General features: G+C 70.8%; 12 protein-coding genes and 1 pseudogene. 10 read left to right on the forward strand and 3 right to left on the reverse strand.

Annotation, left to right across the window (positions count from 1 at the left end):
- The 7 genes and pseudogenes from QM626_RS03025 to QM626_RS03055 form a co-directional block, all read left to right on the forward strand.
- A pseudogene (locus QM626_RS03025) lies at positions 1-252 on the forward strand (ferredoxin-NADPH reductase); the annotation flags it as partial.
- A 23-nt stretch (positions 253-275) separates the two neighbouring features.
- Positions 276-1,451, forward strand: a complete 1,176-nt coding sequence (locus QM626_RS03030) for a glycoside hydrolase family 88 protein (RefSeq protein WP_415073836.1) — start codon at positions 276-278, stop codon at positions 1,449-1,451.
- Positions 1,448-2,308 (forward strand): fumarylacetoacetate hydrolase family protein, encoded by an 861-nt coding sequence (locus tag QM626_RS03035; RefSeq protein WP_415073838.1) that lies wholly within the window; start codon positions 1,448-1,450, stop codon positions 2,306-2,308. The genes QM626_RS03030 and QM626_RS03035 overlap by 4 nt, the downstream gene beginning before the upstream one ends.
- Positions 2,305-3,069, forward strand: a complete 765-nt coding sequence (gene kduD / locus QM626_RS03040; RefSeq protein ID WP_415073840.1) for a 2-dehydro-3-deoxy-D-gluconate 5-dehydrogenase KduD — start codon at positions 2,305-2,307, stop codon at positions 3,067-3,069. The genes QM626_RS03035 and kduD overlap by 4 nt, the downstream gene beginning before the upstream one ends.
- A gap of 23 nt (positions 3,070-3,092) precedes the next feature.
- Complete coding sequence (gene kduI / locus QM626_RS03045) at positions 3,093-3,938, forward strand: 5-dehydro-4-deoxy-D-glucuronate isomerase (protein ID WP_415073842.1); 846 nt, start codon at positions 3,093-3,095, stop codon at positions 3,936-3,938.
- Positions 3,938-4,888, forward strand: a complete 951-nt coding sequence (locus tag QM626_RS03050) for a sugar kinase (RefSeq protein ID WP_415073844.1) — start codon at positions 3,938-3,940, stop codon at positions 4,886-4,888. The genes kduI and QM626_RS03050 overlap by 1 nt, the downstream gene beginning before the upstream one ends.
- Positions 4,885-5,511: a bifunctional 4-hydroxy-2-oxoglutarate aldolase/2-dehydro-3-deoxy-phosphogluconate aldolase gene (locus QM626_RS03055; protein ID WP_415073846.1), complete on the forward strand. Its 627-nt coding sequence runs from the start codon at positions 4,885-4,887 to the stop codon at positions 5,509-5,511. Before QM626_RS03050 ends, QM626_RS03055 begins: the two co-directional genes overlap by 4 nt.
- A gap of 26 nt (positions 5,512-5,537) precedes the next feature.
- On the opposite strand, the gene QM626_RS03060 is transcribed toward QM626_RS03055, so the two are convergent.
- The 3 genes from QM626_RS03060 to QM626_RS03070 all read right to left on the reverse strand — a co-directional run bounded on the left by QM626_RS03060 (position 5,538) and on the right by QM626_RS03070 (position 7,107).
- The gene (locus tag QM626_RS03060; protein ID WP_415073848.1) at positions 5,538-5,939 is read right to left on the reverse strand and encodes a PIN domain-containing protein; all 402 of its coding nucleotides are present in this window, start codon (positions 5,937-5,939) and stop codon (positions 5,538-5,540) included.
- Positions 5,932-6,225, reverse strand: a complete 294-nt coding sequence (locus QM626_RS03065; protein WP_415073850.1) for a type II toxin-antitoxin system Phd/YefM family antitoxin — start codon at positions 6,223-6,225, stop codon at positions 5,932-5,934. Before QM626_RS03065 ends, QM626_RS03060 begins: the two co-directional genes overlap by 8 nt.
- A gap of 225 nt (positions 6,226-6,450) precedes the next feature.
- A complete protein-coding gene (locus QM626_RS03070; protein WP_415073852.1) occupies positions 6,451-7,107 on the reverse strand; it encodes a ThuA domain-containing protein in 657 nt (218 codons plus the stop codon).
- A 233-nt stretch (positions 7,108-7,340) separates the two neighbouring features.
- Here QM626_RS03070 and QM626_RS03075 point away from each other — a divergent pair, with 233 nt between their 5' ends.
- The 3 genes from QM626_RS03075 to QM626_RS03085 all read left to right on the forward strand — a co-directional run bounded on the left by QM626_RS03075 (position 7,341) and on the right by QM626_RS03085 (position 11,798).
- Positions 7,341-8,501 (forward strand): Gfo/Idh/MocA family protein, encoded by a 1,161-nt coding sequence (locus tag QM626_RS03075; protein WP_415073855.1) that lies wholly within the window; start codon positions 7,341-7,343, stop codon positions 8,499-8,501.
- Positions 8,502-8,522: 21 nt separating this feature from the next.
- Positions 8,523-9,596, forward strand: a complete 1,074-nt coding sequence (locus tag QM626_RS03080; protein ID WP_415073858.1) for a Gfo/Idh/MocA family protein — start codon at positions 8,523-8,525, stop codon at positions 9,594-9,596.
- A gap of 192 nt (positions 9,597-9,788) precedes the next feature.
- Entirely contained in the window at positions 9,789-11,798 is a 2,010-nt protein-coding gene (locus tag QM626_RS03085; RefSeq protein ID WP_415073860.1) for a glycosyl hydrolase 115 family protein, read from the forward strand.
- Positions 11,799-11,820: the final 22 nt, after the last annotated feature.

The raw sequence follows: 11,820 nt of genomic DNA on the forward strand, positions 1-11,820 counted from the left end.
CTGGTCGCGCTCGCCGAGGCGCCGGCGACCCGGCTGCGCGACCTGCTGCGCGCCGGCACGGCGCTCGCGGTGCGCCGGTGGTACCTGAGCCTCGTCTCGCTCGCCGTGCTGGTCGCCCAGTTCCTGCTGTTCAGCTCGTCGCCCGCGTTCGCGATCGGCTTGACCGCCGCGCCCGCCCTGTACCTGGTGTGGGCCAACGCCCGTTTCACCCTCCGCCCGCTGCTGCCCGCCGAGCCGGCGAGCGTGCAGTGACCCCCGACGAAGGATCCCCCTCGATGACCTCCACTCCGCTCCCGGCCCGCACCCTCGAGACCGAGCGCGCCATCGCCCGTGTCCTGGCCACGGTGCGCCGCAACGTCGGGTCCTTCGGTGCCGCGTACCCGGACGACACCACGACCGACGGGGCGCGCTACCCGCTGCGGCCGGCGGCGAACGGCTTCGCCGAGGGCGCGAACCGCGGCTGGACCACGAGCTTCTGGCCCGGCATGCAGTGGATCGCGTGGGAGCTGACCGGCGAGGACGTGTTCCGGGATGCCGCGTCCGCTCACGCCGCCGATTTCGGCCGCCGGGTGCACGACGGCGAGGACCTCGACACGCACGACCTCGGCTTCCTCTACTCGCTGGCCTGCGTCGCCCCGTCGCGCCTGCTCGGCGACTCGGCCGCCCGCGCCGCCGCGCTGGACGCCGCCGGCCACCTCATGCGCCGCTTCCTGCCCTCCGCGGGCATCGTGCAGGCGTGGGGCGACCTCGCCGACGCGGCGCAGCGCGGCCGCACCATCATCGACAGCCTCATGAACATGCCGCTGCTGACCTGGGCGGCGCGCGAGACCGGCGACCCGTTGTTCGCCGAGGCCGTCGCCCGTCACACCGACCAGCTGCGCCGCCACATCCTGCGGCCCGACGGCTCGACGTTCCACACCTTCTACTGGGATGCCGAGACGGGGGAGCCGCTGCGCGGCGCGACCGAGCAGGGCGCCTTCGACGACTCGTGCTGGGCGCGCGGCCAGGCGTGGGGCATCTACGGCTTCGCGCTGAACCACCGCGCCACCGGCGACCCGGCGCTGCTGGCGGCGTCCCGCACCTGCGCCGAGTACTTCCTCGCCCACCTGCCCGCGGACGGCGTGCCGTACTGGGACCTCGTGTACACCGACGGCAGCGACGCCCCGCGCGACAGCTCCGCCGGCGCGATCGCGGTGTGCGGCCTCTACGAGCTCGCCGCCCTCGATCCCGCGCACGCCGCGCGCTGGCGGGAGGCGGCCGACCGCATCCTCGCCTCGCTCGCCGAGGACTACGCTCCCGCCCAGCCCGCGGACTCCGACGCGGTGCTGCTGCACAGCGTCTACGACCTGCCGAAGGACGTGGGCATCGACGAGGGCACGCTCTGGGGCGACTATTTCTACCTGGAGGCGCTCATGCGCGCCGCGCGCCCCGACTGGAGGCCGTACTGGTGAAGCTCGTCCGATACCTCCGCGACGGCGCCGAACGCACCGGCGCCGTCGTGGACGGCCATGTGCTCGACCTCGGCGACACCCCCCTGGTCGAGCTGCTGGCCGACGACACGCGACAGGGCGATGTGCGTGCGCAGATCCAGCGGGCGGATGCGGCCGCCCTGCCGCCGCTGGATCCCGCCGCGCTGCGTGCGCCGGTCGTGCCCGGCAAGATCCTGTGCCTGGGCTACAACTACCGCGGCCACGTGCCCGACGGCGTCGATCCCACCGCGGACGACCCGGACTTCCCCGACGTGTTCGTGAAGACCCCGAACACCCTCGCCGGGCCCGCGGACCCCGTCGTCGTGCCGGCCGTGGCCACCGACGTCGACTACGAGGGCGAGCTGGCCGTGGTCATCGGACGCCGCGCCCACCGGGTGCCGCTCGAGGACGCCCTCGACCACGTCGCCGGCTACTCGATCCTCGACGACGTGTCGGACCGGGCCTGGCAGCGCCGGCAGAGCCAGTGGGCGCTGGGCAAGTGCTTCGACGGCTTCGCGCCGCTCGGGCCGCACCTGGTCACGCCTGACGAGGTCGGCGACGCGGCGGACCTGCTGGTCGAGGTGATCCGCGACGGCGAGGTGACCGTCTCGCAGTCCACCGCGACGACGATCTTCCCGGTCGCGTACGTGATCCACTACCTGAGCCAGGTCATGACCCTCCAGCCCGGCGACGTGATCTCCACCGGCACCCCGCAGAAGCTGCCCGCCGCCCAGGCCGCGCATCGGCCCCTCGAGGCGGGCGATGCCGTCACGGTGCGCATCGCGCGCATCGGCGAGCTGACCACCACCTTCACCGCACCCCCGGAGGCCTCCGCATGATCCTCGACACCTTCCGCCTCGACGGCCGCGTCGCCGTCGTCACCGGCTCCAGCCGCGGCCTCGGTCAGGGCGCCGCCGTGGCCCTCGCCGAAGCGGGCGCCGACGTCGCCCTCATCGACCGCGGCGATGCCTCGCACACCGCGGAGCTGATCGCGGGGCTCGGCCGTCGCGTCCACACCGTCACCCGCGACCTGGCCACAGCCACCCCCGACGAACTGCACGGCGCGATCGACGAGGTCGCAGCCGAGCTCGGGCGCGTCGACATCCTGGTGAACAACGCCGGCACGATCCGTCGCGCCCCGGCGGCGGAGCACCCGGTCTCTGACTGGGACGAGGTGCTGCGCATCAACCTCGACGCCGTCTTCCACCTGTCGCAGGCCGCCGGCCGCCGCATGATCGAGCAGGGCTGGGGGCGCATCGTCAACGTCGCCTCGATGCTCTCGTTCCAGGGCGGCATCCTGGTGCCGGGCTACACCGCCTCCAAGCACGCGGTCGCCGGTCTCACCAAGGCGCTGGCCAACGAGTGGGCGCCCTACGGGGTCACCGTCAACGCGGTCGCCCCCGGCTACATGGCCACCGACAACACGGCGCCCATCCGCGCCGACACCGACCGCGAGGCGTCGATCCTCTCGCGCATCCCCGCAGGCCGGTGGGGCACGCCCGCAGACCTGCAGGGCACGTTCGTCTTCCTCGCGTCCGAGGCTGCCGCCTATGTCACCGGTGCGATCGTGCCGGTCGACGGCGGCTGGCTCGTGCGCTGACCCATCCCCCGAAGGAGTCCGAAATGACCGAGACCCACATCCCGCAGCGCTACGCCACGAACCCGGCGCAGATCCCCGGCATGACCACGCAGCAGCTGCGCGACACCTATCTGATCGAGCAGGTGTTCGTGCCCGGCGAGATCACGCTCGTCTACACGCACCACGACCGCATCGTGCTCGGCGGCGCCGTGCCCGCAGGCGACGAGCTGGTGCTCACCGGGTATCCGGAGATCCGCAGCGAGTACTTCCTCGAGCACCGTGAGATCGGCATCGTCAACGTCGGCGACACCGGCGCGGTCATCGCCGACGGCGAGACGTTCGAGCTGGTGAAGGGAGCGTGCCTGTACCTCGGCCGCGGTGTGGAGGACGTCCGGTTCCTGGATGCCGACGGCTCCGACGGGGCGAAGTTCTATCTGTTCTCGGCTCCCGCCCACACCTCCTACCCGTCGGCGCTGGTGCGCCCGGGCGAGGGGAACGTGCGCGAGCTGGGCGACCAGCTCACCAGCAACCGCCGCACCCTGAACCAGTACATCCACGAGAACGGCGTCAAGAGCTGCCAGATCGTGATGGGCGTGACCGAGCTGCACCCGGGCTCGATGTGGAACACGATGCCGGCGCACACGCACGACCGGCGCACCGAGTGCTACCTGTACTTCGACGTGCCGGAAGGCGCCCGCGTCATCCACCTGCTCGGCGAGCGGGACGAGACACGGCATCTGGTGGTGGCCGATCGGCAGGCGATCATCTCGCCCAGCTGGTCGCTGCACTCCGGCGTGGGCACCGCGGCGTACTCGTTCGTGTGGGCGATGGCGGGGGAGAATCAGGCGTTCGACGACATGGACGCCGCCGCCGTCACCGACCTGAAGTGATGTCCGGCGTGCCCGCGGGGGCTCTTCTCGCGATCGGCGAGACCATGGCGATGGTCGCGCCGGTCGACGGCTCCCCGGTCGTCGGTGCCGAGGCGTTCCTCATGGACGCCGGGGGAGCCGAGTCCAACGTCGCCGCGCACGCGGCGGCCCTCGGCATCCCGGCACGCTGGCACAGCCGGCTGGGCGAGGACGCCCTCGGCCGCCGGGTGGCGCGGCAGCTCGCCGCGCGGGGCATCGACACCTCGAGCGTCGAGTTCGACCCGGCCCGGCCCACCGGCCTGTACGTGAAGGACCCCGGCGATGGGGTGCTGTACTACCGGCGGGGCTCCGCAGCGTCCGGGCTCGACGAGACGGATGCCGGCGCCGTGCCGCTGGCCGGCGTGGCCGTGCTGCACGTCTCCGGCGTCACGGCCGCCATCTCCGACTCCGCCCGGCGGTTCCTGATGGCGATCATGAGACGGGCGCGGGCCGCGGGGATCACCGTGAGCTTCGACGTGAACCACCGGGCACCGCTGTGGCCCGCGGCCGAGGCGGCTCCCGTGCTGGCGGGCCTCGCGGCATCCGCCGACATCGTGTTCGTCGGCCGGGACGAGGCCGAGACCCTGTGGGGCACGGTCACCGCGCAGGACGTCCGACACCGCCTGCCGGACGTGCCCGAGCTCGTGGTGAAGGACGGCGCGGTCGGTGCCACCTGCTTCGCCGGCGACGAGGAGTGGTTCGAGGCCTCGCAGCGGGTCGAGGTCGTCGACGTCGTCGGCGCCGGCGACGCCTTCGCGGGCGGATATCTCGCCGCGCGCCTGCTCGGCGCCGACGTCCCCGGCCGGCTGCGGGCCGGCCACGAGCGGGCGGCGCTGACTCTGCGGACCCTCGGCGACTCGCTCGCCGACGGCGCCCACGACCTGCCCGATGCCGCGCCCGCCGGCTCCGCCTCCGAGAGGACGACACCATGACCGACCCGGACCGCACCGCGGCCTTCTTCGACGAGACCTTCGCCACCGCCCCGCTCATGGCGATCCTGCGGGGGATGGGCGTCGAGCGCTCCCTCGCGCTGGCGACGACCGCGTGGGACCTCGGCATCGACTCCGTCGAGGTGCCGCTGCAGACGGACGAGGACGAAGGCGCCCTGCGCGAGGTGTGCCGCCTGGCCGTCGAGCGCGATCGGATCGTCTGCGCCGGCACGATCATCGACCCGGCACAGGTGCCGGTGGCGGTGGCCGCCGGCGCCCGCTACCTCGTCTCGCCCGGCCTCGACCCGGCGGTCGTGGCGGCGGCGCGGGAGCACGGCATCCCGATCCTGCCCGGCGTCGCGACCCCCAGCGAGGTGCAGCAGGCGGTCGCGTTCGGGCTGCGGTGGCTGAAGGCGTTCCCCGCGACCTGGCTCGGCACCGGCTGGTTCCGGCACATCCGCGGCCCGTTCCCGCAGGCGCGGTTCGTCGCGACCGGCGGGCTCGACGCCTCGAACGTGGCGGAGTTCCTCGACGCCGGGGTGCGGGTGGCCGCCGTCGGGTCCGCGCTGGAGGACGAGGCGCAGCTGCCGCGCCTCGCCGAGGTGCTCGCCGCGCGGCGTGGCTGACGTGGGCCTGGGCGTGTCGCGACGCGCTACGTGACGTCGACGACGGTGACGATGCCGTCGAGGCCCGCGAAATCGGCGGGATTGCGCGTGAGCAGCGCCGCATCCAGGTGGCGCGCTGTCGCCGCGATCATGAGGTCGGCGGTGCGTGCGCGCGGATTGCGGCCCATGCTGCGGACAGCGGCCGCGATCGCACCGTATTCGTGAGCGATCTCGGCGTCGTACGCGATCGGGGTGAATGCGGTCAGGATGTCGCGGTAGCGACGCTCCCGCGCCGCGGACTCGAGCGGGTCGGCCGCGGCATGCAGGCCGAAGGCGAGCTCTCCGATCGTGACGGCCGAGAGGCACACGAGATCGGCGTAGGGCGAGTAGTCCTGCAGCGGCGTGATCACGGCCGAGGTGTCGAGCACGGCGAGTCTCGTCTCAGCCATGTGCGCGGGCTCGTTCCCACGGATCGACCGGAGCGGTGTCGAGGTCGTCTCGGGCCGCCCGGATGTCGGCGAGCCACGCCTCAGCCTGTTCCCGCGTCATGGCGTGTGTCGCCGCCACATCGTTCGCAGCACGGAACCGCGGCGGTGCGGCCGTCGTGAGGTGAGGAATGAGGTCGGCGAGCGGCACGCCGTCGCGAGTGACGGTGAACGACTCCCCGGCCGCCACACGGTCGAGGATGGCCTTGTTCTGATTGCGCAGCTCGCGCTGCGGGATCGTCGTACTCACGCTACGAGTGTAGCGAGCTGTGCGACGCGCGGCGCGGCGCGGCGCGGCTGAGCCTGGAGGCGTGTCGTAATTCAGGCTGAACGCAGCGCGGCGAGCTTCTGGAGCACTCCGGGACGCGTCCAGCCTGAATTACGACACGTGAGCGCTCAGGCCTCGCCGGCGTCCTCCGCAGCCTGGCGGGCCCGCTCGAGTTGCAGCTGCGTCGTGCCGGATGCGGTCGTCGGATCACTCCGCGCGCCCGGCCCAGCGGGCCAGCGCCGCGACCAGCTCGCGGTGCGCGCCGGGCGCGTACGAGCGCTCGTCGTGGCCGAGGGCGTCGTACGCCACCCGGCATCCGTTCGTCTCGCGCAGCCACACCAGGGGGTGATGGACGCCGTCGCGGTCGTGCCAGGCCAGCACGGTGTCGCCGTCGAGGATTCTCAGATCGGTGTACGCCTCGTCGTCGATCGCGAAGTCGCGGAGATCCTCCCACCCCGGGACATCCGCGGTGTGCACGTCGACCCGGCCGTAGGGGGGATGCCACGAGATGCCCGGCACCCACTCGCCGCCGAGCAGCTCGAACCATCCGTCGTAGTCGCGCAGGCTGGATGCCGCCGAGTGCAATGCGAGCACGCCGGTGCCGCGCTCCGTCGCGCGCAGCAGTGCTCCCCGGTCGAGTCCTCCGGGAGCGGAGGCGCCGTCGTTGTCGCGCCACGGGTCACCGGCGTCGACCACGAGCAGGTCGACACCGGCCAGCTGCGCCATCGCGGCGTCCACGTCGTGCTCGGTGGTCACCTCGAACCCCGCCTCGGCCAGCAGCGTGGCGAGCTCGTCGGCGATCGCCGGGTAGGGGTGCCAGGGGTCGGCGTAGCGGCCGGTTCCGACGGCGATCACTGCCTTCATGGGATTTCGTCTCCTCCGGCGCATCATGAGTCCCTGCTGCGCACCGGATCCAGTCTGGCATGCCAGCGTTGCTAGTGGAAAGCGCTTGCCGATTTGTCTGGATCCGACGGTCATCCGCTCGCCGGATGGGTGCAGCCGATCTGCCGCCGGGCAGGACTGGACGACCGGAACTGTGGGCGATAGATTTAGTGAACGATCACTAAGATCGCGGATCTACGGGAGGACGAGCGCAGATGCTCAAGGTCGGAATCGTCGGGGCCGGCGGAATCGCGAGCGCGCACATCGAGGCATATCTGGAGTTCCCGGATGCCGTCGAGATCGTCGCGATCTCCGACCTCACGCTCGCGAAGGCGACGGTCAAGCGCGACGCGCACGGCCTGCGCAACGCGCGGGTCTACGACGGTCCCGACGCGATGCTGGCGGGGGAGCAGCTGGACCTGGTCAGCATCGTCACGCCGCCCTCGTCGCACGCGCCGCTCGCGATCCAGTACCTCCGTCACGGAGTGAACGTCATCGTCGAGAAGCCGATGGCCGCTTCGCTCGAAGAGTGCGACGCGATGCTCGCCGCCGCCGCGGGATCGGGCAAGATCCTCTCCGTCGTTGCGCAGAACCGCTATCGCGACGACATGGCCACGCTCAAGGAGGTGCTCGCCACCGGCCTGATCGGGTCCATCTCCCACGTCAAGGTCGACTCGTCGTGGTGGCGCGCCCAGCCCTACTACGACCTGTGGTGGCGCGGGACGTGGGCCTCCGAGGGCGGTGGCTGCACCCTCAACCACGCCATCCACCACATAGATCTCCTGCTGTGGCTGCTCGGCCGGCCGCGAGCGGTCGCCGCCATGATGACCAACGCACAGCACGACAACGCCGAGGTCGAGGACCTGTCGGTCGCGATCCTGCAGTACGACCGTGCGCTCGCCGAGCTCACCAGCTCGGTGGTCCACCATGGCGAGGAGCAGGCGATCGTCGTGCAGGGCGCGCGGGCGCGGATCTCGCAGCCCTGGCGAGCGGCCGCCTCGACGGGCGATGAGAACGGGTTCCCCGTGCCGGGTGGTGACGCGGATCTCGTGGCACAGCTCGACGCGCTCGCCGCGGCGCACGCGCCGCTGGGGCACCTGCTCCACGCGGGCCAGATCGCCAACGTCCTCGCCGCGATCCGCGGTGACGCCGCGCTGGAAGCCACCGGCGCAGACGGACGCACAGCGATCGAGCTCGTCACCGCGATCTACCAGGCCGCGATCGAGCGTCGCACCGTCGATCTGCCGTTGTCGCCGGAGAATCCCTACTACCGATCCGGAGGCCTCGAGTCGCGTGCTCCGCACTTCTTCGAGAAGACCGGATCCCGCCGCGAGCAGGGTGCCATCATCGTCGGCGCCTCGTCGGACGCCGGCTGAGCCGGGAGGCGGAAGACGCTGATGTCTGCCGACGACGGTGCCACCTACGCGCCCGCATCCATGCCCCGGCCTGTGGTCGATCCGGGCGAGTTCGTCATCGCCGCCACCCATCTCGACCACGGACACATAGGCGGCATGACCGAAGCTCTGATCGACGCCGGGGCCACGCTGAAGTGGGTCTACGACCCGGTGCCGGAGCGGGTCGAGAAGTTCCGCGAGGCCTTTCCGCAGGTGCGTGTCGCCCGCAGCGAGGCGGAGGTGCTCAGCGACCCCGACGTGCACCTGGTGGCCGCCGCCGCCATCCCGTCGGAGAGGTGCGACCTCGGACTGCGCGTGATCGATGCCGGCAAGGACTACTTCACCGACAAGGCGCCGCTGACCACCCTGGACCAGTTGGCCGCCGCGCGGGCCGCGACCGAGCGCACGGGACGCAAGTATGCGGTCTACTACGCGGAGCGCATCCACGTCGAGGCGGCGGTGCTGGCCGGCCAGCTCATCGACCAGGGGGCGATCGGCAGGGTGCTGCACGTGGCGGGCTTCGGGCCGCACCGGCTCGGTATCGGGCGTCCGGACTGGTTCTTCGAACGCGAGCGGTACGGCGGCATCCTCTGCGATATCGGCAGCCACAACTTCGAACAGCTGCTGCACTTCACCGGCGCCCGCGACGGGCAGATCAGCAGTGCGACGATCGCGAACCATGCCCACCCCGACACCCCCGGTCTCGACGACTTCGGCGACGCCCACGTCATCCTGGACAACGGCACCACGGGATACGTGCGCGTCGACTGGTTCACCCCCGACGGGCTGAGCACCTGGGGTGACGGGCGGACCTTCATCCTCGGCACCGCGGGCTACATCGAGCTGCGCAAGTACGTCGACATCGCGACGGATCACGGCCCGGGTCAGCTCCTGCTCATCAACGGCGACGGCGAACGGCGGATCGACGCGACCGGCTCCGTCGGCTACCCCTTCTTCGGCGAGCTGATCCTGGACTGCCTGAACCGCACCGAGAACGCGATGACGCAGGCGCACGCCTTCGCGGCGGCCGAGCTCAGCGTGCGGGCGCAGGCTCAAGCTCGAGTGCTCACGCACTAGCGGGCTCGGCGGCCGAGGGGGCACCTGTCGTCTTGACGGAGTGAGTGAACGATCACTATCGTGGCTATAGTGAACGATCACCCATAGGTGATCGGTTGCAGATGCCGGGGACGGCGCCGTTTCATCGTTGAGGGCGCGCCGTGCTCTCGACGAAGACGAACGACAGCACACCAACCGATTGCGAAGGCGCCGATGGGCATCACGCTGACAGCACAGACGACCATCGCCGGAGAGATCTCCGCCGCCGTGCGGTACGCCGTGGAGGATCTCCAGCGAGACATCGCCAAGACGCTGCTGCCCATGACCGAGCCGGGTGCTCCGATCATCCTCGTTCGGGGAGATCAGGCGGCCGAGCAGTACGACGTGCAGGTCACGGCCGGTCGCCTCGAGGTCGTCGCCGCCGACGACTTCGGGTTCATCTACGGCCTGTACGCGATCAGCCGCGAGGTGCTCGGCGTGAAGGACCTGTGGTTCTGGAACGACCAGGAGTTCGTCCCCGTGAACGGCGTCGACCTCGACGACTCGTTCAGGCTCCGCAGCACACCGTCCGCCGTGCGGTACAAGGGCTTCTTCATCAACGACGAGGTGCTGCTGCTCGGCTGGTCGCTGGAAGGCGACAAGGATCTGCCCTGGCGGATCGTGTTCGAGACGATCTATCGCCTCGGCGGTAACCTCGTCATCCCGGGCTCCGGAGAGCGGATCGACCACACAGAGCTCGCCCAGGACATGGGCTTCTACATCGCGCAGCATCATGCCTGCCCGCTGGGCGCGCGGATGTTCTCCGAGGTCTACCCCGGCGTCGAGCCGCGATGGCCCGAGGAGCGCGACCGATTCGAGGAGCTGTGGCGGGACGCCGTCGAGGAGCGACAGGACGCGCGGGTGGTGTGGACGCTCGGATTCCGAGGTCAGGGCGACTCGCCGTTCTGGACCAACGACCCGCGTTACGACACCCCGGAGGCCCGCGCGGAGGTCATCAACACGATCATCCGACGCCAGCACGACCTGGTGCGCGCCGCGGACCCCGATGCCGTCTGCTGCATCTATCTCTACGACGAGTCGATGGAACTGTACGAGCGGGGCCTGCTGGACTATCCCGACGACATCATCAAGCTGTGGTCGGACAACGGATACGCCCGCATGGTGTCGCGGATGACCGCCGCCGGCGAGGACTTGCGGATCCCGGCGATGCCCGACCCCGACGGGCCGGGTGGCAACGGCATCTACTTCCACGCCTCCTACTTCGATCTGAAGGCCAGCAACCACATCACTCAGCGGCCTGCGGACCCGCGCAGGATCGCGGCCGAGCTCGAGGAGGTCATCGACCGGGGCGGAGACGACGTCTGGGTCATCAACGCATCGAACATCAAGCCGCACGTCTACCTCCTGAACCTCATGGCGGCGATCTGGCGAGACGGGCACGTGGACACCGAACGAGTGTGCCGTGACTACGTGGCGAGCTACTACGGCGCGGATGCCGCGGACGCCCTGTTCCCGGCGTTCGAGCAGTACTGGCAGGCGGCCGCCTCCTTCGGACCGGAGTGGGACAACGCTGCGGGAGAGCTCCTCTTCAACTTCGTGCCGCGCATCCTGATCAGCCAGTTCCTCACCGATCGCGAAGCGCCGAGCGCCGAGCTCATGCTCTGGCTGTGCGCGGCTCCGACGTTGCAGGAACAGGTGCGGTTCTTCGCGTCCTTGTGTGATCCCGCCGTCGAGCGCTACGACGCCCTCGTCAAGGCCGTCGAACGTGCCGTGCTGGATGCGGATGATCACGCGGCCGAGCTCATCCGCGACACGCTCCTCCTGCAGGCCCGCGTGTATCAACGCAGCATCCGCGGCTCGTCTCTCGTGTGTCAGGCGCTGCTCGCGGCCTGGGAGGGGGACTGGCGGCACGCCTTCTATCGCGCCGGTCTCGCGCGCGATCAGTTCCGGGCGGGCGACCGCGAGCTGCGCGATCGTGAACACGGCAAGTGGCGCGACTTCTATCGTGAAGAGGCGCTCTGCGGCATCAAGGAGACGGCCTGGGTGATCTCCGCCCTCATGGGCTACCTGCGTGTGCGGGGCGACGGCCCGTATTTCTACCGGTGGCAGCGCGAGTTCACCTACACCGCGCAGGAGAAGGACGTCGTGATCGTCCTCAACCTCGAGAACCGCAAGGACGACGACGAGATCTTCGCGGCGATGAAGACCGTCTGGCAGCGCTGACGCTGCAGCATCCGCTCTGGAC

Source organism: Microbacterium sp., from assembly GCF_047606385.1.
Classification (GTDB): Bacteria; Actinomycetota; Actinomycetes; order Actinomycetales; family Microbacteriaceae; genus Microbacterium.

Excerpts from the sequence above, each read along its gene's own strand:
- QM626_RS03030 (WP_415073836.1), top strand. The coding sequence starts at position 276 with ATGACCTCCACTCCGCTCCCGGCCCGCACCCTCGAGACCGAGCGCGCC.
- kduD (WP_415073840.1), top strand. The coding sequence starts at position 2,305 with ATGATCCTCGACACCTTCCGCCTCGACGGCCGCGTCGCCGTCGTCACC.
- kduI (WP_415073842.1), top strand. The coding sequence starts at position 3,093 with ATGACCGAGACCCACATCCCGCAGCGCTACGCCACGAACCCGGCGCAG.
- QM626_RS03050 (WP_415073844.1), top strand. The coding sequence starts at position 3,938 with ATGTCCGGCGTGCCCGCGGGGGCTCTTCTCGCGATCGGCGAGACCATG.
- QM626_RS03055 (WP_415073846.1), top strand. The coding sequence starts at position 4,885 with ATGACCGACCCGGACCGCACCGCGGCCTTCTTCGACGAGACCTTCGCC.
- QM626_RS03060 (WP_415073848.1), bottom strand. The coding sequence starts at position 5,939 with ATGGCTGAGACGAGACTCGCCGTGCTCGACACCTCGGCCGTGATCACG.
- QM626_RS03070 (WP_415073852.1), bottom strand. The coding sequence starts at position 7,107 with ATGAAGGCAGTGATCGCCGTCGGAACCGGCCGCTACGCCGACCCCTGG.
- QM626_RS03075 (WP_415073855.1), top strand. The coding sequence starts at position 7,341 with ATGCTCAAGGTCGGAATCGTCGGGGCCGGCGGAATCGCGAGCGCGCAC.
- QM626_RS03080 (WP_415073858.1), top strand. The coding sequence starts at position 8,523 with ATGTCTGCCGACGACGGTGCCACCTACGCGCCCGCATCCATGCCCCGG.
- QM626_RS03085 (WP_415073860.1), top strand. The coding sequence starts at position 9,789 with ATGGGCATCACGCTGACAGCACAGACGACCATCGCCGGAGAGATCTCC.